Origin of the sequence: Prevotella sp. HJM029 (genome assembly GCF_000599605.1) — a bacterium.
In the GTDB taxonomy this organism is placed as follows: Bacteria; Bacteroidota; Bacteroidia; order Bacteroidales; family Bacteroidaceae; genus Prevotella.
In genome coordinates, this window is record NZ_KK082664.1 from 10155 (window position 1) to 34911 (window position 24757).

The following is a 24757-nucleotide window of genomic DNA, read 5'->3' on the forward strand; positions in this document are numbered from 1 at the left end:
TGCCTTCCACAATCTTTGCAGCAGAGATCCAAAGGCTATCTACGAAGAAATGAAGATGGTCAGCGATTACAACACACGGTGCAGGAATAAGTTCCTCCGTATCGAAATAGGCATCGCACCGCAGGACGAGAAAAAACTGCCTGTATCCGAGCTTATGTGGATAGTTCATTTGTTTGCCAAGCGAATGGGACTTGACAACCACCAATGGGTGGCGATAACGCACAAGGACACTGATAATAGACACATTCACATCATTGCCAACCGTATCAGCCTTTATGGAGAAGTCTATGATACCACCTTTGTGAGCAATAGGGCAGCGAGAGTGGCAGAGGAAATAAGCAGAGAGAAAGGCTTGACCATCGCAAGGGAGATTAAGGCGGAAAGGAAATACCAAAAGGCAAAAGTCAGCCAGACGAGAGAGCAAGCAAAGAAAGTGGTGCAACAAATCTGTTATTCCCTGCTTGACAAGTACAAAGGTATGGGTATTACTGGGCATTCCATGTTCCTCTACGAATTGAATAAGAACAACATTGCCATAGAGTGTATGAAGAATAAGCAGGGCAAGGTATATGGCTTGAAGTTCTCATACGGAGGACTATCACTCAAAGCTTCCGAAATCGGCAGGGAGTTCGGCTACCGTTCCTTGCAGAAAAGCTTTGAACCAACCAACAGGGAAGAATCAAGGAAATTACATCAAACAGTACAAAAATCAAGAGAAAAGAACGAACTGCCTGATACAGGTTATGAGCTTGTACCAAAGAGCCGTTCCTCAATCTCACGAGACAATAATACGCCACAAGTGCAGAACTCCATTGGTGCAGTGGCAGACACCATCGTTAGCGCAGCCGATGAAGTTGTGGAAGGGTTAGGCGATTTGATTACACCAACCGCACAGGACAATGACTATGCAGAAACAGCGTGGCAGCGCAAACTCAGAAACCAAGCCAACAGAAAGAAGCGAGGGAGGAGAATGTAACTCGCAGCAATAAAGAATACATCATATTACGCAGAAATCCGAGTTTATTTGCAATTTCTTGATAAAAAACAGTATCTTTGCAATCTATTAAACATTTATAATGATAGATGTCTGAAGATAGGCTTCGTATTGGTGATATCGGCTTTGTCTACAACCGCTCTCAAGTTGAGCAGAAGTGGAGTTTGATGGACATGGATAATAGGGCTCCTTTTATCTTTGTTCCTATAGATTGTGAAAAATTCCTAACAAACTCGCAGATTATTACCAATAAAATGAGAGATGACGATGGGCTTTATGTGGGACTTAATCCTGATTATCAGAAAAAAGTGAGTTATGATTATTTGATGTTTGAAATTGGTAGTATAGCTGGATATGTTGCCTTGTTCTTCAGCAAGGACAAAATGAAATTCAAAAAAAAACTGACAAAAACACAATTATTGAACTTTGAATTTAGAAAAGAAGACCAAGATACTCAAAGAGTTTACGGTTACAGTGCCTTAATAGTTTCAGATATGTCGATGAATATTTCTAAGCATATAAACGACAAGTATTTTCAGCTTCGGTTGAGTATGTTTACAGATGTCCGTGATTCTCTAAGCATTGCTCAGATTATGCAACCTTCTCTAAAAGAAATGGGGGTCAACTTGAATTTATTTAATTCTTGGAAAGCTCTTTTGGATAAAAGCCAAATAAAAGAAAATGGTGTCAATACTATATTCGATGCCCTTCTTGATAATAAAACTGAAGTTATGAACGATGTACGTAAAGTGCGTATTCTGTTTACTAATTTGATGTCTTTTGCGAACAAAATCCATGACCATGACAAAGTGGAAGATTAATAGCATAAAGATAGAAAACTTCAAGTTTTTCCATCGCCCTTTCAAGATGGATATTGAAGGTAAGAATTTGCTTCTGTATGGAGAGAATGGTAGTGGAAAGAGTTCTCTCTATTGGGCTATCTATACCTTGTTTCAGAGTTGTTATAAAAGACCAACAATAGATGATGCACAGAAATATTTTGTAGCAGATAACACGGAAAATCTTCGTAACAAATTCTTACCTGATACTCAGAGGTCTGGTATTGATTTAGAATTTATATCTGAAGATGACGGTCGTAGAAAGTCTTATGAAGACTCAAATGTCAGGTGTAATACTTCTACAGACCCTTTTATGAGCATTACTGCAGGATCTAGTACCTTCATGAACTACAAGTTTCTTTCTGCCATCTTCGATTTTAAAAATAGCAAGCAGCCCGAGATCTTCAATATTTTCGTCAGTGATATTTTCCCAGCTCTAATTTTACAACCATCCATGAAACTCATTCACTATGATGGTACACAATCATCTGTAATGACAGCTGACTACTGGTGGAAGTATTTAAATAATAACCTTCAGAATCTAAAGAGAGGTTCTAATCCACATTATATTTTGAAGACTTCTGATGAATACATACGTTATTCCAGACTGCTGAAAGAATTTAACAGACAGATAAAGAATAATGTGACCCTAATTGAAACTAAGGCCAATCAGATGATTTCTAATAGCTTCAAATTGAATGCAAGACTTCAGATGGACTATGAGAATGCAAGGATTACAGATGTCCAGATGGGGCCAGGAGTATTATATAACAAAAAAATATTACCTCCCAAAATAAAGGTTAAGGCAGAATTCAGCCATAACCATATTGTTGGACATAATGACATATTACATCCTCGCTCCTTTTTCAATGAGGCAAAACTTACTTGCCTTGCCATTGCGATGCGTTTTGCAGTTGTTGAAATTATGCACCGTGCCGAGGATGATGGTGCCTCTGCACTATTCCTCGATGATTTGCTGATTAGTCTAGATATGTCTACAAGACTTGAAGTAATGGACATTATTTTGAGTTATGAAAGTAATTATCAGATACTACTTTTCACGCATGATTACACCTTCTTCGATATTCTAAGGTCAAAGATTAGACAGCAGAAACATGATAGCAGCTGGTTGTTCAAGGAATTATACAGTTTGAATGATGATATAGACAATATACCAGACTATCTACTTGTTGATAATCAGAATGCAATTGATAGGGCAAAAGCTTTTTATGAGCAACGTGACTATGCTGCGTCTGCCAATGCATTAAGACGTGAATGTGAAGAGCAGCTTAAAAGATTGCTACCATTCAATGCTACAGTAGAATTTCAGAGAGCCCCTTTCCCAAAAACTTCTCCTAAACAACTATCCAACATGATGGGTGCTCTCAATCAGTTTTATTCAGACACAGGAATTCCTGATATTACTCCAGATATACAGATGTATAGGGAGAGAATCCTCAATCCGTTATCACATCACGATGCTCGTACTCCAATATACAAGAGTGAGTTGCTAAAAGCTATTGATGAAATTTCAAAACTGAGAACAATATCGGTTTCATTTCTAGTCCAATATGCAGATTGTACGCTTTCAAATGAATTTTTTATCCATTTCACTAAGGATGGTATAGATGCGGAGGTACACTTTTATTTTTGTGCTGAGTGGATGAAATACACACTGAATGGTATGGATTATTTTTCAAATCCTTTGCTTCACATTACCTCTTCTAATGTGCCACAATATGTAGTTGGAAGAGAAAAAACCATAAAAAGTATTTACAACACACTTTGTAATTATGTATATAGAGGTTCTGGCGGTTATCCAAGTCTTGAAGATGCTATTCAGAAGTGATATGATACTATATTAAGTTATATGTTTTTTTTATATTTATTCTCATCATAATGCTCATTATTCGGCAAGAAAGTATTATCTTTGCAAACAGAATAATAAGCGTTCTTTGTTAGGCAGAAAACAGCGAAGCCCAGTAGCCCGCTCGTTTCCAAATCGTTACCTGTTTGGCTTATGCGATAAGGTAACTTCTTTATTTTCAATTAGATACATTTTAATAATTATCTTGAGTAGTGAAGGAGCGGAAGGATATGGAAAAGTAGTAGGGAAGAAGTTGAGAAGTGCGGTGGTATGTGGTGCCTGTTCATGGTGTGTAGGGGCAAGAGGGAGTGGTGCTTCGGTAAAGGGCTGATAGGGTTCTGTCTATGGTTTCATAGATTTATTTTTCCATGAAAAACTTGTTGCACATGGGAATAAAGTCTATCTTTGCAAGCATAAACTTAGTATTATGCAAAGAAAGGAGCAATATTAAATGTAAGATAAGATGAAAAGAGTAACGATTTGGGCTTTCACAATAGCCTCTTTTGGGCTTATGGCCTGCGCGCAAAATAAGTCGCAGCCAACGAAAGCCGCGCAACAAGAACAGAATATTAAACAAGAAAAGGAGAAGAACATGGGTGTACAGAATTTAACAGCCGCATTATTTAAGCAGAATATTATGGACTATGAGAAGCATCCTAATGATTGGGTGTTTCAAGGAGAGCGTCCTGTAGTGATTGATTTCTTTGCCACTTGGTGTGGACCTTGTAAGGCTACCGCGCCCGTTGTAGAGGAGTTGGCTAAGGAATATGCCGGGAAGATTGATTTCTACAAGGTGGATGTTGATCAAGAAGAAGAATTGGCTGCCTTGTTTGGCATACGCAGTATTCCTTCGTTGCTGTTCATTCCGAAAGACGGAAAGCCCCAGATGCAAGTGGGAGCAATGAACAAACAGCAGTTTGAAGAGCAGATAAAGGCGCATTTATTGAAATAAAAGGGCGCAGCGTTGGTGCTGCACGGCAAGCCTTTACATATTATACAAAAACGAAATCGCATCGAGCATTATGCCCGATGCGATTTTTTGATGAGGGAATTTTCAAATTATCCAACCATGGTTTTCAAATCTTCTTCAACCGTGGTGATGCCACCTAAGCCGAAGTTCTCAACCAAAACTTTCAATACACCCGGCGAAACAAACGCAGGAAGCGTGGGCCCGATGTGAATGTTTTTGATGCCAAGATAGAGCAAAGCGAGCAACACGATGACGGCTTTTTGCTCATACCATGCAATGTTGAAGGCGATAGGCAGGTCGTTAATGTCGTTGGCTCCGAAGATTTCTTTCAGCTTTAAAGCCACAACTGCCCATGAATAAGAATCGTTGCACTGCCCTGCGTCGAGTACACGAGGGATGCCATTGATGTCGCCGAGGTTGAGTTTGTTGTATTTAAACTTCGCACATCCGCTCGTAAGGATAACGGTATCCTTCGGAAGTTGTGCGGCAAACTCTTCGTAGTAGTTGCGGCTCTTCATGCGACCATCGCAGCCACTCATCACCACAAACTTGCGAATGGCCCCCGATTTCACGGCTTCTACCACCTGATCGGCTAAAGCAAAGACCTGTGCATGGGCAAAACCACCCACGATTTCGCCTTGCTCGATGGCTGTTGGTGCCTTGCATTGTTTAGCCAAAGCAATGACTTCAGAGAAATCTTTGCGTCCGTTGGCATCGGCCTGAATATGCTTCCAGCCCGGGAACCCCGCCGAGTTGGTGGTAAACACGCGGTCTTTATAAGAGGCTTTCGGTGTGGGAGGCACAATGCAGTTGGTGGTAAACACGATGGGACCATTGAAGGTTTCGAACTCTTCTTTCTGCTTCCACCATGCGTTGCCATAGTTACCCACGAGGTGTTTGTATTTTTTGAGCTGCGGATAATAGTGTGCGGGCAGCATTTCTCCGTGGGTATAGACGTCCACTCCCGTACCTTCTGTTTGCTCAAGCAGTTGCTCAATGTCCTTCAAGTCGTGGCCACTGATTAAGATACCGGGATTTTTTCCCACGCCAATGTTTACCTTTGTGAGCTCGGGATTGCCATAGGCGCCGGTGTTTGCGGCATCAAGCAGTGCCATAGCATCAACACCAAACTTACCTGTTTCCATCACACAAGCCAACAGTTCGTCGGCCGATGCGTCGGGGTTGGTCACAAGATGCGACGCTTTACACATGAAAGCGATAATCTCTATTTGATGTTTGCCCAAGTGAGCTGCATGCTCATAATAGGCAGCCATGCCCTTTAAGCCCAGCACGGTGAGCTCTTTCAACGAACGAATGTCTTCGTTTTCGGTGCGCAACACGCCCTCGCGCTTCCCTTCTTCGGCATATTCGGCTTTCTCACCACCCCAAGTTACTTCGTTCCATTGCGGTAACTGGATGTGGAGTTCTTCGGCCTTTTTCAGCAAATCGGCCTTCAACCATAAGCCCGTATCTACACGTTGTAAGATGGCTGCATCGTCAAAGTTGGCGTTGGTGATGGTTGAAAACAAGGCGTCGGGAATGAAATCCTCCACCTTATTATATATGGTGTTGTCCACTTTCCCAATTTCATGGGCGATAGTTCCTACGCCACGCACGACGCTGAGCAACAAATCTTGCCACAAATTGGTTTCGGCTTTCTTGCCACAAACACCCTGAACGGTGCATCCTGTACCCTTAGCTGTTTCCTGACATTGGAAACAAAACATTTGATTCTCTGTCATATTATCCTTTAATGTTTTTGTAATATTTGCGTGCAAAGGTAAATCCTGTGCTGTAATCAAAAAGGTAACATTTGTGCTATAAGAGGCGTTAATGAGGGTTAAATGTATTCTTTAAGCGATGGACCTTATGGAAAAGGAAAATCGTTGATGCTTCATAGTGGCCTGTATTGAGTTGTTTGGTGTTTTTGTAATGGTGTAGTTGATAGACTAACACGATAACTCTCATTCTTAATCTTTACGTTTATGCTATTAGGATGAATAAAAGTATTTTCTCTCCTTATAGCAGCAATATCTATAAATAGTTATAAACTACACGATATGTTATGTCGTGTTTTAAAAAAACAAACAAGCGTAAATAGATTAATGATCAAGATTGTTTTAGATGAAATATAGTATCTTTGTTTGCGAGATGAGGTTTGTAGCCAAATCTTTGTGTGTATAAGAGACATTTTTTATGTACTAAATTCTTAGAAACAAAAAGATAGAAGGGATTATCGTTAAATTCTGAAAGATATCGAAAATGTGCGGTGTATTAAATGGCATTATCTTTTATCCTTAATTTAATTTGCAGAGATAGTTGGTAACCATAATGCACGATTAGTGTTAGACCCTGTAGCTAATGAGAAATGTTGAAATTGTATTTTTCTACTCGATGTAAGTCATTGCTTCGGCTTTTTCGAAGATTAGGCATATTTTCTGTTGTAATATTGTTATTAATATTATTTTTATTTCTTTTGATAACAAGAGAAGCACCAGGATATTACACGTTACTTCTCTATTTGTCTATAGGGCTTACGTGGCATTTTTCGCGTGCAGATAAAGCTTTTTTGCAAACATATTTCGGTAGGAAGTTCGTTCTCCTTTATATGACAGAATATCTTTTTCTGTCATTACCTTTCGTTGGTATGTTAGCAGTGCAGCATCAGTGGGTATGGGGCATGCTCGTGGTAGTATTAAGTATTCTGCTCTCTTTATTACCGAAGAGGCCTATCTCTTTACAAATTCCAACATTCCCCTTTTTATGTTATGGTAGCTATGAGTACCAACGTATGGGGAGAATATTCCTCCCATTTTATCTTGTTATAGTTGCTATATCTGTTATAGGTGTTTATATCTCTAATGCAAATCTTGTTTTGGTTGCAAATTTTTCCGTGACATCCATTATAGGAATGTTGCTGAGTATAAAAGTGGTGGATCAGTATCTACTTAATTATGTTAGCTTAACACACTTCTTTCAATTAAAGGGCATATATGCTTTTGGGAATGGGGGGATTATTATGTTACCAATGCTATTATGTCTTTTCTTCGTTCATTCAACATGGGGACAACTAACAATTTGTATTTTTTGCTATCTGAATAGTGCTTTGTTCTTTCTCCAATTGAGTCTACTCAGATTGATTTACAGCAAAAATGAGTTGTTGATGTTAATAGTATATTTTGTACTGGTTTTTATCTTTATGCTATCAACTGTGGTTTCTGTTTTCACTATTTTATCTTCGTTGATTACTGGTGTGTTAGCTTTCAAAGTAAGTTCCTTTTTTAAAAAGATATGATGATGATTAAAATAGACTATCTTTCAAAGAAATTTGATAATAAATATGTTTTAAAGGAAATCAGTTGCACGTTCACTAATGGTAAAGTGTATGGCATTATGGGTGAGAATGGTGCAGGTAAGAGTACGTTGTTTAGATGTGTGATGGGCTTGGAAAGTTATCATGGAAATATAAGTATTGAGAATTTTTTGAAAGTGGGTTATTTAAATGATACTCCTTTTTTCTATTCTTTTGTTACAGGTATGGAGTACCTTGAATTTTGCTTAAAAGCAAAGAAGTTGCCTATTAATAAACAAAGGATTTCAGAAGTGAACGAGAAATTTTCACTGCCTTTAGAAAAATATGCAAGTAATTACTCCTTGGGAATGAAAAAAAAGTTGATGATAATGGCACTATTACTTCAAGATAATGATATTGTTATAATGGACGAGCCTTTCAATGGACTTGACTTAGTTGGGTCAATTTTATTAAAACAATGGATAATCAAGATGAAGAAAGAAAAAAAATGTATTATTGTATCTTCGCATATTATTCCTGCGTTAATAGACATTTGTGATGATATTTTTTATATTCATCGTGGAGAAATAGTCGCTAATTATTCTGGATATTCGTCCGAAGAAATTGAACGTGAACTTGCTAAGTTGTATTTAACCACATGATATTTCGGTGTAGTATATCAAATAGCTTCGAACTCCACTTGTATCTTTTGGTAGAGTGTAGCGATTAATCGAAAAAAAACGACGTATTCTTTAGAGATTTTTCTTCTAATGCAATGTTTGTGCACAGAGAGTTTTTAACTTTGTAGTCGTAAAGGAATCCGGAAACCAATACAAATTAATTTAGTTATAAATTTAATAAATCATTAAGAATGAAAAATGTAGCAAGCGTATCCTACTCACCTCTCTCTCATAGTGAAGAGACTGAGATATATGGGGGCAGTTTAAGAGTTGGAGTAAGACAACTTATTGAAACACTCTTACACCCCTTCCGTATGTGGGCTTAGGGAATGTTATTTTTGTAGAGGAATCCGGAAACTGATACAAATAATATGTTTACGCCTACAAAACGAAGAAAAATATGAATAAAAAAGATGTGACTTTTATGCAAAGTCTTTCAAAAAGTGAAATGGTAGCAATTTCAGGTGGAATGTCTGCACGCCAAGAACGTTGGGCAAGATCATGTATGCGTGCTGGATGTGGAGGCTCTGTCTTTCAGACTTTGGGGCATTTAGCCATAGCAATTTACGAGATGTTCTAACACTTCTTTTTATAGCATGCGAGGCTTTTGTCTTGCATGCTATTCATTTAGGAAACGAATGATTAAACTTTACAAAATATTTATCAAATGAATATTCCTTATACGCCCATCCAGTGTGCAAGAAAGATGCTTGCCTTTTTTGTGATTACCATGCTGGCTATGCTGCTTATCATTATGCCTGCGACAGTTTATTTCGCATCATCTGACACCTATGCAGATACGCTTTTCCCTCTATTGGTGACGACCCTGTTAGGTTCAATCATTATTTTGATAGCATTGTTCATAGAGAATAAGCGAGAGCATTTGAGCCTATGGGGTAGCACAAGTCGTTTTAATTTAAATCATTTATTGCTATCTTTAGCTCTTGGTATCGTGTGGGGTGTTGCAGCAAATGTGTTTAAAGTTGGTAATGTGTTTCACCATGTGGACATGTATTTTTATCTTTATATTCCAGTAACGGTCATTTTAGGTCCTATAGCAGAAGAGCTTTTGTTTAGGAAATGGGTTGTAGAGATGATGAAACGTGCGCAGGCCAAATCTATTTTTATTGTGTTGGTTAGTGCTGTTTTGTTCTTTTTGTTGCATGTCAGTCAAGACAATCTTCGTATAGATACGCTCATTATGGGCGCTGTACTTTGTGTGTTTTATCTTAAAACGAATGACATAAGGTATTGTATCATTGTGCATGGTATAGCCAATTTAATTGCTGTTACTGCGCCTTATATAAAGGGTTAGAGGCCGTATGGAAGTGCATGCGGTGATAGTCTTAATCAAATATATAGAATTTGGAAATGATTTTATATAGATATTCAGTCGAAAAATTGTTGTTACAAGCATTAAAAGCACAGGAAAAGAGTGTTATGAATATAGGTAATAGTAATGATGAAATAGTGCCGTTGCTAAGTATTTTTTAAGTGATTCATTCTTTTGTGTGCAAAAAAAATAAGTAGTTAATCTCGTTATTTCAGCTAAAATATCTTACCTTTGCGGCGATATTGTCGTGATAAAACTGTAGAAAGTAATATGATAGTATACGTGGAGTTATCAATGGCAATAGGATTGGATAAGATAAATTAAGATAGGCTGTCACGCATAGTGTAAACAATGCAATAGCAATAGAGTGATAACAACAAAATAATAAGAACAATGAAACATTTATTTGTAACAGCAGTGTTGGCTCTTTTGAGTCTTGGTGCTTCAGCACAGAGTAAGACATGGGAAGTTGGTGGCAAGTTGAATTATGGTACAGATAGACCACATTTCGGAATCGGTGCATTTGCACGCTATAACATTAACGACCATTTTCGTCCTGAAGCAACTGTGAATTTCTATCCCAAGAATGATTATGTTTGGAGTTGGGATGTGAATTTTAACCTGCATTATCTCTTCCCCATTACCGATAAGTTTAAGCTTTATCCTCTTGGTGGCCTCTCTGTTGTGGGTTATGATTTTGATTATGATGGTTGGGCTTCGCCGTCTAAGACGCAAGTTGGTTTCAATCTTGGCGGTGGTTTGCAGTATAACCTTACCGATAACCTCCGTCTTAATGCAGAGACTTACTACCAATTTACCAGCGATTACGATCGTGCGGTGTTGAGTGTAGGCATTGCTTACGTTTTTTAATCGGATTAAAAAAAGCATAGATAGTTTTTTTAAGTACACAGCACTGGTAACTCTTTGATGAGTTATTGGTGCTGTTTTTTGTGGATAATCTTTTCACTTTTGTGCTGAAGCGTTGGCATTTGTTAGGTTATAAGAATGTGTTGACCCAATTTTTCATATTATAAAAAAAAAGTAGTTTGTGGGGTAACAAGCAATGAAATAATTTGCTATCTTTGTTGCATTATCATCAATCCATAAACAATAACTAAAAAAATATGAACTATGAAAATTGGTATTCCCAAAGAGTTGAAAAACAATGAGAGCAGAGTGGGCATGACTCCCGCTGGTGTTTATGACCTTACTGCTCGTGGTCATGAAGTGTTTGTGCAGCAATCAGCAGGTGAGAAGAGTGGCTTCCCTGATGAAAGCTATCGTAAAGCCGGTGCGAAGGTGTTGCCAACAATCGAAGATGTGTATGCCATTGCCGACATGATTGTGAAGGTGAAAGAGCCGGTTGCTGCGGAATATCCGCTCATACGGCAGGGGCAAGTGGTCTTCACTTACTTTCATTTTGCCTGCGAACGTGAGCTCACCGAAGCCATGTTGCGCAGTGGTTCGGTTTGCATTGCCTATGAGACGGTGCAAAAGGACGACCACTCCTTGCCACTTTTAATCCCGATGAGTGAGGTTGCGGGGCGTATGGCCGCATTGAATGGGGCTTATTATTTGCAGACAACCAAAGGCGGCAATGGCAAACTCATCAGCGGTGTGCCGGGCGTTTCGCCTGCACGTGTGTTGGTTTTAGGCGCAGGCACCGTGGGAGAGGCTGCCGCTCGCATGGCTTCGGGTATGGGATGCGAAGTGGTTATCACCGACATTAATTTGCAACGGTTGCACGATTTGAGCATCACATTGCCCAAGAATGTGCATACGCTCTATTCTTCGGCCTATAATATTCAGCACGAGTTACCCCACACCGATGTTGTCATCGGCTCCGTTTTGGTGCCGGGCGATAAGGCTCCGAAGCTCATTTCGCATGACATGCTGAAGCTGTTACAGCCCGGATCGGTGTTGGTTGATGTGGCTATTGATCAAGGAGGCTGCTTTGAAACCTCGCATCCCACAAGCCATTCCGAACCAACGTATATGGTTGACGGCATTCTTCACTATTGTGTAGCCAACATTCCCGGCGCCGTTCCTCACACATCTACCATTGCTTTAACCAACGCTACCTTGCGTTATGTGGTGGCATTGGCCGATAAAGGATGGCGCAAAGCGTGCCAGACGGATGCGGCACTCTATCAAGGTTTGAATATTGTAGAGGGCAAAGTGACGTTTAAAGCGGTGGCCGATGTCTTCAACCTGCCTTATGAAGCCGTTACATTTTGAGGCTATTGAAGCCCCATGGGTGAGCCTTTGAGGCGACGAAGTAAAGTAATTAGAGGCTATGTGTTGTGCAAACGCATAGCCTTTTCTCATGCTAAATGCGGGATTATATCGGGATATTCCCTTTTTTTTCGTAACTTTGTAGCGCAAAGCTCTCAGTCATCAATAAGCTTTTTATTAGGGCTTATGCGCAAAAGTGTAGGCTTGTGCATGGGAGTTTGCAGCACTATTGCATCGCAAGTATGAACGTAATTGACATCATTCAACAGCATAAAGGTCACAATAACTTTTCTTTTGAGGTGCTTCCGCCCTTGAAAGGTTATGGGACGGCAAATCTTTTTGCCACCATTGATCGTTTGAATACGCTCCATCCACTTTATGTAAACATCACAACCCATCACAGTGAATATGTTTATCGTGCGTTAGAAAATGGGCAATTTGAGCGTAATCGTGTGCGTCGTCGCCCTGGGACGATAGCCATTGCTGCTGCTATTCAAAATAAATACCAACTGCCTGTTGTTCCACATGTCATTTGTAGTGGGGCAACGGCGGAGCAAATAGAATATGAATTGCTCGATTTGCAGTTCTTAGACATTGAAAATCTCTTGCTGCTTCGGGGGGATAAGGCTAAAGATGACCGTGTGTTTACCCCCGTTCCCGGTGGATATTGCCACACCACCGAACTTATTTCGCAAGTCAATCGCTTCAACAATGGACAGTTTCTTGACGGCACATCGATGAAGCATCCGGGGCATCCTTTCGCTTATGGTGTAGCGGCTTATCCCGAAAAGCATGATGAAGCCCCCAACATAGCGCTTGATCTTCAGTATCTGAAAGCCAAGCAAGAGGCGGGTGCTCAATATGCTGTTACCCAGCTTTTTTATGACAATAGCAAGTTTTTTGCTTTTGTAGAGCAGGCGCGTGCACAAGGAATTACCCTCCCTATCATTCCTGGTATTAAGCCCTTTGCACGTCTTTCTCAGCTCACGGTTGTACCGAAAACCTTCCATTGTGACCTGCCTGAAGTCTTAGCACATGAGGTGTTGAAATGCAAGACCGATGAAGATGCTAAGCAGTTGGGCATCGCTTGGGGGGTGGAACAATGTAAAGAACTCTATGCAGCAGGTGTTCCCAATATTCATTTCTACACGGTTTCGGCGGTAGAGAGTGTGTACGAAATCGCAAAACAACTTGTATAATATGCAATTTTCGGCAGTCATCGGACAAGAATCCATCATCCATCGGCTTTGCAACATGGCGCAACAGCAGCGCATTCCCAACACATTGATGCTGTGTGGTCCTGCAGGTTGTGGAAAAATGGCTGTGGCTTTGGCTTTCGCTTCCTATCTGTTGGGCGAGCGAAACGAGGGTAAGTCTTTACTAACCGATGAAGCTTCTATTCGTAATGCCGAAGCGATGTTGCATCAATATAGCCATCCCGACCTGCATTTTTCATTCCCAGTCATCAAGCCTTCGGGTGCATCTTCCGACCATAAAGCCGTGAGTGATGATTTCATTGGCGAATGGAAAACGATGCTTTCTGCTTCACCTTATTTCACACTTGAAACCTGGTTAACGGCCATGGGAGCCACTAATCAGCAGGCACTTATTGGTGCAGGTGAGAGTGATGTGTTGGCTAAAAAGCTCTTGTTGAAGTCGAGTCAAGGAGGCTATAAGGTGAGTATTATTTGGCTTCCCGAGCGCATGAATGTGGAATGTGCTAATAAATTGCTGAAATTATTGGAGGAGCCGCCCCATCAGACAGTTTTTATTTTGGTGTGTGAAGAGCCCGAATTATTGCTCGACACCATCAAAAGTCGTGCGCAGCGCATGGATATGAAGCGCATAGACGATAGCGATATGGTGACCGCTTTAATGGAACGGCGTGCACTATTGCCCGAGGATGCACAGCGCATTGCGCGCATAGCCAATGGCAATTGGCTTAAGGCCCTTGAGAGTTTAGATGTCAACAGCGAGAATGTGCAGTTCCTTGACATGTTTAAAATGCTCATGCGCTTGGCCTATCAACGCAATGTGAAGGAGTTAAAGCGTTGGAGTGAGATTGTAGCCACCTATGGACGCGAGAAGCAACGCCGCTTGTTGGATTATTGTTTGCGTTTGGTCCGCGAGAATTTTATGTATAACTTTGGCGAGCCTTCATTATGTTATATGACGCGTGAGGAGGAAGAATTTTCGCAAAAGTTTGCTCGATTTATTAACGAAGCAAATGTTATTCCCATTAGTGAGTTGCTGCAAACGGCGCGACAAGATATAGGACAGAATGCCAATGCAAAGATTGTTTTCTTTGAGTTGGCTCTTCAAATGATAGTATTATTGATAAAGAAATAGAAGATAATGGACTTTAAAAATATGAAATTCAAGGTTGCCTCGGGCTGTGATCGTGGTTTATGCCATCGTGGTTGCGGCCGACAAGACCATCAACTCAATAGCTATGACTGGTTGGCTGATGTGCCAGGCAACGATGAAAGCACCGATTTAGTGGAGGTGCAGTTTAAGAATACGCGTAAGGGTTACTACCACAATGTGAGCAAACTTGACCTGAAAAAGGGTGATGTTGTAGCCGTTGAGGCCAGCCCAGGACACGATATTGGCACAGTAACCCTCACGGGGTCGTTGGTGAAATTGCAACTGAAGAAAGCCAATTTAAAATCGTCTGACGAGATTAAGCGTATCTATCGGTTGGCCAAACCTGTAGATATTGAGAAATATAAAGAGGCGAAAGCGCGCGAACACGCCACCATGATTGAAAGCCGGCAGATTGCTAAAAAGTTGGGCTTGCAAATGAAAATCGGCGACGTGGAATACCAAGGTGATGGCAACAAAGCCATCTTTTATTATATTGCTGATGAGCGCGTTGACTTCCGACAGCTCATTAAAGATCTTGCGTCGGCATTCCATGTGCGCATTGAAATGAAGCAGATTGGTGCGCGACAAGAGGCCGGACGCATTGGAGGTACAGGTCCTTGTGGTCGTGAACTGTGCTGTGCAACGTGGATGAAGAACTTTGTAAGCGTGAGCACCAATGCGGCTCGCTTTCAAGATATTTCGCTCAATCCACAGAAATTGGCAGGTATGTGTGCCAAGTTGAAGTGTTGTTTAAACTATGAAGTGGACGACTATGTGGAGGCCAGCAAGCGCATGCCGCCGAAAGATGCTGTGTTGCAAACGGCCGATAACGACTACTATCAGTTTAAGACCGATATTTTAGCGGGCGAGATTACCTATTCAACGGATAAGAAGATGGCGGTCAACTTAGAGACCATTAGTGCCGAACGCGCATTGGCTATCATCGAATTGAATAAGCAAGGCGAGAAACCTTTGTCGCTGACAGGTGATGGATCTGTGGTTGAAACCAAGAAATCAAAGGACTTGTTGGAAGGCGATATTAATCGTTTTGACAAGGCAAAGCGCAAGAAAAATAAACGCAGAGGACAGCGCAATGGTGAGGGACGACCCGGAAAAGGTGCTACGCAAAAGGGAGAAACATCTGCCGTTGTGGCTTCTGTTGATGGCGAATCGCATGCTGAGCGACGCGAAAAAATGGCTGATAATGGTGCCCATGCGGGGCGTAATCGCTCTTTTCAGCGTGGCGAAAATGCAGCCGATGCAGCCGATAGTCCTCAAAAACCTGCCGAATCGTGATGCAAAGGTGGTGGATAGGTTGGGCACTCTGTGTCGCGATGCTGTGTGTGGCTTGTTCTGAAAGGCGTGTGTATGACCGCTATCAGCATACGGTGTTGAGTGGATGGGAACGCAATGACTCATTGAAATTCAATGACATTCCGCGTTTTCAGCAGGCTGGTCGCTACGCACTTGATTTGGGTTTGCGGGTCACAGGCAACTATCCTTTCACGACGTTGACCCTTGTTGTTGACCGCATGCTCTATCCTTCCATGACTATTAGCCGCGACACGGTGACGTGTAGTTTGGTTGATCGGCGTGGTAGGCGGCAAGGGACGGGAGGCATTAGCTATTTTCAGTATCAGCAACGGCTGCGTGATGTGCAGGTGAAGGCGGGTGATAGTTTGGTGGTTTACGTGCGCCATTACATGAAACGCGAGATGCTTCCCGGCATCAGCGATGTGGGCATTCTGCTTCAACAACAATAACCCGTTTCTGCCCCGAGCGTGCTTTGAGGAAGAAAGTGTGCTATATTACGTTACAATATAGTACAGATAATACAATAAAGTGCACCATTTTGCCCGGCAAAATAGTGCACTTTATTCGTCTTTTATTTACTTGTTGGTGTCTTGTTTATTATTTTCTTTTGATGTAGCTCACTACGTCTTTAGGAATATAGCAGCCAATCAGCCCAACCATTAAGCTAAATCTATAGAGGTTCTAATGGCCGATTGGGGGTTAAAGGCATAGTGCTGTGTTGCGATAAGCGGCCAGTTTAGAGCTAAATCATATTAAATATATCGTTTTACGATAAAAATATTATGTAATTTAATATTTCTTCTTTATCTTTGTAGCATCCTATTAATTAACAAATGTGTCGTTTTGAGCAATGAAAATGTGTTGTAATTCAAGAGAGAAGGTGATCAGTATTGTTTGCCGTATGGTACTTATATTTTTGGCAGGATGGTTTTTGCTTTTCCTTTTTCAACTCTTACGTTGGGCAAATACCATTCATATCAATGTTGGTTTAGGTACACAAATCCGTCCCATAGTATGGTCGTCTGTTCCTAAGGTGCTTACCATACAATGGGTGGAATTAATATGCTATTCGCTTTCTACGATCATCTTAATATCGCTTTCTTCGAAGTTTATGATTAGCTGCCTTGGCAAATTGGATATAAAAAAGATATTCAACCATCAGCATGCTAAATTTTTATGGGGCATTACTATCGCTGATTTCTTCTTTGAATTTTTCTCTTTAAATATTGAAATACTTTTTGGTCTGCGGGAGATTCAATTTAGTAGTGGAATGATTATTTCTCCATTATTATTTCTTGTAATGACACTGATGTATGAAGTGGCAGTCAGTGTCACAGAAGAAAATGAACTAACGATATAAGTTGTGTCCGTATGATAGTAGTAAATTTAGATGTCATGATGGCTAAACGAAAAATTTCATTAAACGAATTATCTCAAGTCGTTGGCATTACAACCGCAAACCTCTCAATCTTAAAAACAGGGAAAGCAAAGGCTATTAGGCTGGTTACGCTTGATGCTATTTGCAAAGCTTTGGACTGTACTCCCGGAGATATTTTAGAATATAAAGAAGATAGCTAATGAGAAGAAATGTGTTTTTGCTTGCAATGCTGATAACATTTCTGTATTTTCAGCAGGCATCGGCTCAAAATCCAACGGACTCTATCAGCGTTGACAGTGTTATAAGAAGCCTTCCTGAAGTGATGGTTAAAGGCGAAAGACCATTGGCTGTTGTTCATGGTAGTGCTATAACTTATGATTTGCCTCGCATTATTGAGAAGAAAGGTGTGGACAACGTATTTGATGCAATCAAAGAACTGCCTGGCGTTACGGAGAAAAATGGCGAGTATCAACTGGCTAATCGAAGTGTAACGATTGCTCTAAATGGGCAAGTGATGTCGTTGACGCCAGAACAACTGGCGCAGCTACTAAAGACTGTGCCTATTGATCGACTCGAAAAAGCTGATGTGATGTATACTGCTCCGGCAAAATCACAAGTCCGTGGGGCACTGATTAATCTTCGATTGAAAGATGGAACACCATCAGAAGTGCCTTTGCAAGGTGAATTGAATGCAGCCTATAATCAGAAACATCATGCCATGTTCGGTGAGCGTGCAGCAGTTCTTTACCATAGAGGGAAACTTACCTTGGATGCCATGTATCTCCATAGTCATGGTAGCGTATTTCAGGTTACAGATGAAAAATCTCGGCATAAGCTCAACGATGGCTCAATACATGAGATAGAAAGTCATCAAGAACAGTTTGTCAAACAGTTTGGACACGACTACCGTGTAAGTGCAGAATATGACTTTGTAAAAAACCATCGCTTATCATTGGCCTATCAGGCAAATTACAATCATCGAGACAGCTATAGTGACTATACAGGGAACATTATTGGCAGGAGCTTTTCCACACGTCGTATATGGCTACATAACATCAGGTTAGACTATCAAACACCCTTTGGCTTAAAAGCAGGTTTTGAAACCACCTATTATCATGATCCCGAGCAACAAAATCTGCAAAGTGTTACGCCTGCTGGTAATTTTAACTTCTTTGCAGACAATGATCAACGTGTAAATGTATGGCGTTATTACTTATCTGAGGAGCATCAATTAAGGAATAGCTGGAACTTGAATTATGGTGTTTGGTACAAACAGTCTCTTAACCACAGTCTACAATATTATCGTAACCAGGTAGGAGTGGGCTATTTGCGTCAAAGAGAAGACATCATCAATGTTTATATGGGATTAGGGAAAAGCTGGAACAATAAGTTTATCTTGGATGTTTCATTAGCAGCGGAATACTATCATTCACCACAATGGCATCAATGGAACATATATCCCACACTGAACATGACATACGTTCACACTCCAAGCAATATATGGGTTATGGGTTTCTCCACAAATCGAACCTATCCTGAATATTGGGCAATGAATAATTTTACGGTGTATAGTAATGGTGGGTATGATGAGATTACAGGAAACCCCTATCTAAAGCCGGCCAAATCATACCAAACAAATTTGGTATGGATACTGAAAAATAAATATCATTTTGTGGCAGGGTTCAACTATGTTGACGACTATTTTATACAGACCCCTTATCAACGTTCGGACCGTTTGGCTACAACTTCTAAATATCTGAACCTTAATTACCAGCAACAGGCCTTCGTGCAGGCTGTTATTCCTCATCGCTTTGGTTCGTGGTTAGATGCCCGATTAACATTAACTGGGGTTTGGATGCACGAGAAATGCGATGACTTTTATGATATACCATTTGATAGGGCTATCCTGTTTGGAATGGCTCAAATGAGTAATGTGATAACGCTGAGTACCAAACCTGATTTGTCACTGACTGTTGATGGGATGCTACGCAGTAGGGCGCATCAAGCCATCTACGATTTACCTGGCTCTGGGAATATAGATTTTGGACTCCGTTGGCAATTCTGGAAGAAGCAAGCTATTCTGCATGTTTTCTGTAATGATTTATTAGAGACTTCTTCTATCAACCCTCGAATTGATTTCAAAGGGCAATACATGCATATGCACTTTGGTTGCTATCGTGAGCTTGGTGTTTCATTAACGGTCAAGTTTGGAGGATATAAGGCAAAGAAGAATGACGCTATCAATACATTACGATTCCGCAAATAGGAATGGTTATATGCAGTACAATTGCTAATGGTATACGAAACCACAGCCAAGAACGTAAAGTTCCTATGGTAGAAGGTGTTAAAGCTTCTTCTAAAAAGGTGGAAATGGCATGTGTTTATGGATAGGGTATTGAATGTTTCTGGCTTTGCTGGACGGAGTATGTGTGGCTATCGTATGTCAATCTAGGTTGTCTTTGTCATTTTAGCCAACCATTTTAGGACATAAAAAATGCCAGAATCTCACGATTCCAGCATTCCCATATAATCAAACTAAATAGTCTTAACCATGCGTTACGAATATCTTTCTCACGAATTTGGTCTCAGTAACGTGTGTAACTCTAAATGATAGTAGTCTATATAATGATTTATAAGGCAAAGGTACTATATTTTCTTTTGTTGTGCAAGTTTGTAAGTTTCAAATTTCGTTAAATCTCAATAAAATGCCCATGTAATGTATATGAGATAGCTATTATCGGCTTTTATCTGCACGACGGAGTGCACTGCTTCGTTTAAAGTGCCTTGCCAGAGTGTCTCGAAAGGGTAGATGGGCCAGCGTAATCCTTGACATTCTAATTGTTGACAGCCAAAGTTGAAGATACTTATTTGTTGTCCTGGGGTGACATCGAAAGAACAATCGCCACGGGCTGCAATGAAAATTCCCTCATCGGTGAGCATGAAGGGTTGCACGTTGAAATGGTTATAGTAATGCACCATGAGGGCGATGTTGCCCAATGTGTGGTCTTCGCGTTTGCCCGTTGCACCGAGATAAGCAATGCGAAGACGACGGTTGGCGGTCAGTTGCTGCCGTGTTTGCTTATATTGTGTACACACATAGCGTGTGGCTTTGGTGAGATCGTTGTCATCTTGTTCGCTGATAGAGATGAAATGTAATTGTCGTTTGAGCCTTGGTGCCAGACTGTCTCCATCGCCAATCACTGTCATTTGCTGAGCAGTGAAGCCCGCATTTAAGAGCGTTTCGGCGGTACCATCGCAAGCAATCACATGTGGTGCGTGGTGCAAAATGCGTAGCAATGTCTCGTGTTTGGGAAAGGCACCGTTGGCTACGACGACGGCATCGAAGAGCGTTTCGGCCGTTATTTTAGGATAGTGTGTCATGTTGTTGTTGCATCATTCGTTTCCATTTATAGTAACCGGCAATGGCCATGGCGGTGTAGAGTGCGTAGAGCCCCGCCTTGAAGGGAATGCCTTTGGTGAGGTAGAGATAGGTGCTGATGAAATCGACGATGAGCCATGCCCACCATTGCTCGATGTATTTGCGTGCCAATGCCCATAGCCCGATGAAACTAAGTGCGTTGGTGAAAGCGTCTAATGCGGGAACTGTGGAATTGGTTTGCGTGCGCAAGAGCCAATAAGTGATACCCCATGCCAACAAGAAAAATACACAAAGGGGCAGGTAGTGACGTCGTTTCATGTGGGTGATGGGCATCGGTTGGTGCGCCGCTTGTCCGCGCTTGCGTCCAAATTTCCACACAATGAGCCCATAGATGGCCGCCAAAGTATAGTAGACGGCCATGCCCGCATCGCCATAAAGACCATGTGTGGCATAGAGCCACACATCGAGTAGCGGCATGATGATGCCCACAATCCACAGCCAGGTGCTGGCACGATATTCTAAAACGAGATAGACGATGCCAAGGAAAGTGGTGAGCAAGTCGAGCCCATGCTGTGTGAGAAATTGCATCATAAGTTACAAAGTAATCGTTAAATACGTCATGAAATGTGCTGTGGCTTGTGCTGAATAAACAGCCGAAGAGGAGACTTCGCGCCCCATATTGTCATATTCAGCGCTGGCATAGCCATTGGAGAAATATTTTTTGTTGAAGAGATTGTAGATGGTGATGCCCGCTGTGATGCGGCGAATGGATGGTAGATGGAAACTATAGTTGGCATCCAGATGTGTCAGAAAATAGCTTGGCAACATGAGATTCGTGTTGTTGTCGTTGGTCATGTGTTGTCGACTGACAAATTGGTTGCGCACCATCGCCTCAAATCCTCCATGTGTAAAAGTAATGATTTGGTTGGCCAGCACATCGGGAGAGAAGCTTAAATGGGTTGTTCCAAAGCGCAGTGGTCGCCCCGCATTGCTCTCTACCATCCAGTCTTTGGCGCGGTTGCGGCTGAATGTCGCGTTGGCTTGCCATTTAAACCAGTTGAGCGGTTGCCACGACGCCTGCCATTCTATGCCCTCGCGATAGGATGTTCCCACATTGCGGTGAATCATTTCGCCAGTGGAATTGATTTCGCCTGTGAGCACAAACTGGTCTTTGTAGTGCATGGAATAAAGGTTGATGCCCATGGTCAAGCGTGGTAAAGCCAATTTATAGCCTGCTTCCCAGTCGGTCATTCGTTCAGCACGCGGCAGCTGGCGTAGCGTTCCTTCAAAGTCGTTGCGCGTAGGTTCGCGATGGCTCACGGCCCAAGAAAGATAGAATGCGTGTGCCTCTGCGGGCTGAAAAAACAGACCGGCCTTGGGGTTGAAGAAGTGATAGTGCTCGTTGTAGCGCCAAGGTGCATTGGCAGCCGTTGTGGGATTGTCGTTGGGATCTTGCAACCGATAGTTGATGTTGCGATATTGTAGGTCGGCATAGACGCTAAGCCCTTTCACCACCTCTACGTTGGCTTTGGCATAAACACTGTTTTCGGTCTTCTCAGCTTTGTTGCGATAATATTCTTGTAGTGGGGAATAGGGCACGGCAGCATTGACGATGGCAAGGATTTTACCGAAATGTCGGCCGCTATACCGGTTGTTGGCGCCGCCCAAAGTGGCACTCCAATGCGCACGTTGATAGTTGAGTGCATACACCCATCCATAGAAGTCATTGCTTAAGTGTTTGCGTCGAATGAGGTCAGCAATGGGCGAAGTCGGTGGAAATCCATATTTCTTCAGCTTCTGTTGCGCCTTATATTGTTCGTAAAAGCCATTACCAGCAGTGTAATGGAGCGCAATGTTGAAGTTGAGCGCGGTAGAGACGAGCTGATTCCAAATGAGCTGATAGTTCTGCTGATGATAGTTGTCGGTTTGGTTTGGATAATATTGTTTTTGCCCATTTACGTCAGTGTATTCGCCTGCTGGATTGTAGCGGCGTCCATATTGTGCCATTTGTGCTAAGGAAGCGTAGTCCCATGCCATGTACGTGCGTTCGGTTCCGTTGAATGTGAGCCATTTTACCAAAGTACTACGGCTGCTATACGCGCCTTGCAGGAAATAGGAGTTGAGACTCGATGTTGCGCGTTCGATGTAGCCGTGGCTGCCGATATTCGACAGGCGCGCGTTGAAACTCCAGTGATTTTGCAGAAGTCCCGAGCCGAAAAGGAGCGTCTCTTTGTGAGAGGCGTAACTACCAGCTGCGGTCGAGAGTGTCACGAATGGTTTCAGAGAAGGTGCGTCGGTTTGCAGGTTCACCGTGGCTCCGAAGGCCGCACTACCATTGGTTGAAGTGCCGACACCGCGTTGAATCTGCAAATCTTTGACGTTACTGATGAAGTCGCCCATGTTCACGAAGAACACTTGTGAACTTTCGGCATCGTTTAAGGGAATTCCGTTGGCTGTGAAGTTGATACGCGACGGATCGGTTCCGCGCACCTTTAGTGCCGTATATCCAATGCCGTTGCCCGCATCCGACGTGAAAGTTACGCTGGGCATAAAGCTCAGCAACGACGGAATATCCTGTCCGTGGTTGTGTTTTTCAAGCTCCTGTTGGGTGAGATTGCTAAATGTCATGGGGGTGTTGTGCTGCGCACGTGTGGCTGTCACTTGCACATTTTGCAATTCATAGGTTTTGAGTGTGTCGAGCCTTTCGGCCTTTGTTTCTACCGTCATTGCCAGCAAAGCGGCGCAGAGCAATGTGAAAGATAATGATTTCATGCGATAATTGTTGTTAAAAGTAATACGTTCTGTTCTGCCAATGATGAATTCATTGGAGTACTTTGCTTTTAACAACGTTGCACCATGTTGATGAAGAAAACGCGTGGAAATTTTGCTTTATCCCTTCGCCAGCATTACCTGTTTCAGGTTCCATGGGTCTAATCTCAGCATCCGCAGCGGCGGTAGCACCCCGAAGAAGTTCATCTATGGAATGAATTTCGTCGCAAAGGTAGCTACTTCGTGTCAATGTTGCAAATTTTTAATAAGGTTTTTCCTCGAAATGGCTTGAAACACGCAGCAACGATGCAGTAGACGGTCAGCTCGTCCTTGTAGATGCCGATGGAATGCAGTCCCGTGTACTTATATTCCTATCATCGTTTTAGAGAGCCACAATGCGAAAAGGGAGGAAAGACACTCCACGTCTTTCCCCCCCTCACAATCAGCCATACTTGAATAAAACAATCCAAATCCTTTCCCTTTTTGGGGTCAGGAGTGAACGGCCGACTTTAACTTCCGTGAATCTCTACTTCTCCAACGCCTTTCTTCTTCGTCTTTTTCTCCTCGACTTTCCATTCTTCCCACTCAATCAGTGTGTCAGAGAGGCCACGGGTAGCGTGCTTGCCGGTACCCGATCCGTTCTTAGTGAAACGCGTCTCGGGATTGAAGCGCACGCGCACACCCGCGATTTGATTGGCCGTTACGTCCTCTTTCCTCTCTGAGCCGCCTTTCACTGCCACGGCTGTGAAATAAAACGAGCCGATGCCGTCGAGCTTCACCGAGCGACCCTGCGACATGTAGTCGGCCATAATCGGAGCCAACGAGGTAAGCACAGCACGCACATCGGCCGGACTGACGGTCGACTCGGCGCCGATGCGCTTACACAGTTGTTCGGTACTCACGGGGCTTCCCACCAACACAGATTTGGGATACCACTTCTTGTTAATCTTCATCTGAATTCTCTTCCAAAAAGCCATAATTAGAATTGTTTTGTGCTTACGTCTGAAATTGAGGCGCCGACGGAGGGATATAGCGTCAGCCGAGTGGCGAACTCCCTCGCTTGGGAAGGGTTGTGCGAGGCTTCTGCGACGAGGCGTTGTCTAAAGTAGGACTACATACCATCTAAAGTAAGACTACACATCATCTAAAGTAGGACTACACCTCGTCTAAAGTAGGAGTAGGAGTAGGCAAAACCTATCCTCAGAGTTGGCATCGCCAGCCTTACAACCGCCTGTCCACGTTCCTCTCTACACCCTCCGTCTTTGCCTCTTTTTCGTTCATAAGCGAGTGAATAAATATGTTAACTAAAAATAATTCTTTCTTTATCTTATTCGGCCATC

The 24757-nt window shown here is 42.3% G+C and carries 21 protein-coding genes and 1 riboswitch; of the genes, 16 read left to right on the top strand and 5 right to left on the bottom strand.

All coding sequences use genetic code 11. The annotated features are described in order from the left end of the window. The 4 genes from X919_RS15140 to trxA all read left to right on the top strand — a co-directional run. The coding region (locus X919_RS15140; RefSeq protein WP_253270118.1) for a relaxase/mobilization nuclease domain-containing protein at positions 1–976 on the top strand (976 nt) is incomplete at its 5' end. Between the two features lie 107 nt (positions 977–1083). Then, on the top strand, positions 1084–1815 hold the full coding sequence (locus tag X919_RS0108130; protein ID WP_028899684.1) for a hypothetical protein: 732 nt from the start codon (positions 1084–1086) through the stop codon (positions 1813–1815). After that, the gene (locus X919_RS0108135) at positions 1796–3682 is read left to right on the top strand and encodes an AAA family ATPase (protein WP_028899685.1); all 1887 of its coding nucleotides are present in this window, start codon (positions 1796–1798) and stop codon (positions 3680–3682) included. The genes X919_RS0108130 and X919_RS0108135 overlap by 20 nt, the downstream gene beginning before the upstream one ends. Before the next feature lie 481 nt (positions 3683–4163). Next, a complete protein-coding gene (gene trxA / locus X919_RS0108140) occupies positions 4164–4652 on the top strand; it encodes a thioredoxin (RefSeq protein WP_028899686.1) in 489 nt (162 codons plus the stop codon). Between the two features lie 107 nt (positions 4653–4759). Here trxA and hcp read toward each other — a convergent pair whose 3' ends face one another. Continuing rightward, the gene (gene hcp / locus X919_RS0108145; RefSeq protein WP_028899687.1) at positions 4760–6412 is read right to left on the bottom strand and encodes a hydroxylamine reductase; all 1653 of its coding nucleotides are present in this window, start codon (positions 6410–6412) and stop codon (positions 4760–4762) included. Positions 6413–7961: 1549 nt separating this feature from the next. Between hcp and X919_RS0108155 the strand changes: the two genes are divergently transcribed. The 12 genes from X919_RS0108155 (at position 7962) to X919_RS0108210 (ending at position 19535) form a co-directional block, all read left to right on the top strand. Then, positions 7962–8624, top strand: coding sequence for an ABC transporter ATP-binding protein (locus X919_RS0108155; protein WP_253270119.1), 663 nt, complete (start codon positions 7962–7964; stop codon positions 8622–8624). 418 nt (positions 8625–9042) lie between these two features. Further along, complete coding sequence (locus tag X919_RS16605) at positions 9043–9222, top strand: hypothetical protein (RefSeq protein ID WP_155949703.1); 180 nt, start codon at positions 9043–9045, stop codon at positions 9220–9222. A gap of 87 nt (positions 9223–9309) precedes the next feature. Further along, entirely contained in the window at positions 9310–9957 is a 648-nt protein-coding gene (locus tag X919_RS0108160) for a CPBP family intramembrane glutamic endopeptidase (protein WP_028899690.1), read from the top strand. A 411-nt stretch (positions 9958–10368) separates the two neighbouring features. Beyond that, a complete protein-coding gene (locus tag X919_RS0108165; RefSeq protein ID WP_028899691.1) occupies positions 10369–10845 on the top strand; it encodes a porin family protein in 477 nt (158 codons plus the stop codon). A 261-nt stretch (positions 10846–11106) separates the two neighbouring features. Further along, a complete protein-coding gene (gene ald / locus X919_RS0108175; protein ID WP_028899692.1) occupies positions 11107–12213 on the top strand; it encodes an alanine dehydrogenase in 1107 nt (368 codons plus the stop codon). A 239-nt stretch (positions 12214–12452) separates the two neighbouring features. Then, complete coding sequence (locus X919_RS0108180) at positions 12453–13409, top strand: methylenetetrahydrofolate reductase (protein ID WP_028899693.1); 957 nt, start codon at positions 12453–12455, stop codon at positions 13407–13409. Between the two features lies 1 nt (position 13410). Continuing rightward, on the top strand, positions 13411–14559 hold the full coding sequence (locus X919_RS0108185) for a DNA polymerase III subunit (RefSeq protein ID WP_028899694.1): 1149 nt from the start codon (positions 13411–13413) through the stop codon (positions 14557–14559). 6 nt (positions 14560–14565) lie between these two features. Then, positions 14566–15873 carry a PSP1 domain-containing protein gene (locus tag X919_RS15145; RefSeq protein WP_051502470.1) on the top strand — a complete coding sequence of 436 codons (1308 nt, stop codon included), beginning with the start codon at positions 14566–14568 and terminating at the stop codon, positions 15871–15873. Further along, positions 15873–16340: a gliding motility lipoprotein GldH gene (locus X919_RS0108195; RefSeq protein WP_028899695.1), complete on the top strand. Its 468-nt coding sequence runs from the start codon at positions 15873–15875 to the stop codon at positions 16338–16340. Before X919_RS15145 ends, X919_RS0108195 begins: the two co-directional genes overlap by 1 nt. A 452-nt stretch (positions 16341–16792) precedes the next feature. Then, positions 16793–17251: a hypothetical protein gene (locus X919_RS0108200; protein WP_028899696.1), complete on the top strand. Its 459-nt coding sequence runs from the start codon at positions 16793–16795 to the stop codon at positions 17249–17251. An 11-nt stretch (positions 17252–17262) separates the two neighbouring features. Continuing rightward, positions 17263–17469 (top strand): helix-turn-helix domain-containing protein, encoded by a 207-nt coding sequence (locus X919_RS0108205; RefSeq protein ID WP_028899697.1) that lies wholly within the window; start codon positions 17263–17265, stop codon positions 17467–17469. Between the two features lie 26 nt (positions 17470–17495). Further along, on the top strand, positions 17496–19535 hold the full coding sequence (locus tag X919_RS0108210) for an outer membrane beta-barrel protein (protein ID WP_253270120.1): 2040 nt from the start codon (positions 17496–17498) through the stop codon (positions 19533–19535). Positions 19536–19966: 431 nt separating this feature from the next. On the opposite strand, the gene X919_RS0108215 is transcribed toward X919_RS0108210, so the two are convergent. From X919_RS0108215 to X919_RS0108230, 4 genes are all read right to left on the bottom strand, one after another. Beyond that, a complete protein-coding gene (locus X919_RS0108215) occupies positions 19967–20650 on the bottom strand; it encodes a thiamine diphosphokinase (RefSeq protein WP_028899699.1) in 684 nt (227 codons plus the stop codon). Then, positions 20634–21239, bottom strand: a complete 606-nt coding sequence (pnuC, locus tag X919_RS0108220; protein ID WP_028899700.1) for a nicotinamide riboside transporter PnuC — start codon at positions 21237–21239, stop codon at positions 20634–20636. The genes X919_RS0108215 and pnuC overlap by 17 nt, the downstream gene beginning before the upstream one ends. Positions 21240–21242: 3 nt before the next feature. Then, complete coding sequence (locus X919_RS0108225) at positions 21243–23420, bottom strand: TonB-dependent receptor (protein WP_028899701.1); 2178 nt, start codon at positions 23418–23420, stop codon at positions 21243–21245. A 103-nt stretch (positions 23421–23523) separates the two neighbouring features. Next, positions 23524–23623: riboswitch (TPP riboswitch) on the bottom strand. Between the two features lie 303 nt (positions 23624–23926). Beyond that, positions 23927–24394 carry an HU family DNA-binding protein gene (locus X919_RS0108230; protein WP_025070380.1) on the bottom strand — a complete coding sequence of 156 codons (468 nt, stop codon included), beginning with the start codon at positions 24392–24394 and terminating at the stop codon, positions 23927–23929. Positions 24395–24757: the final 363 nt, after the last annotated feature.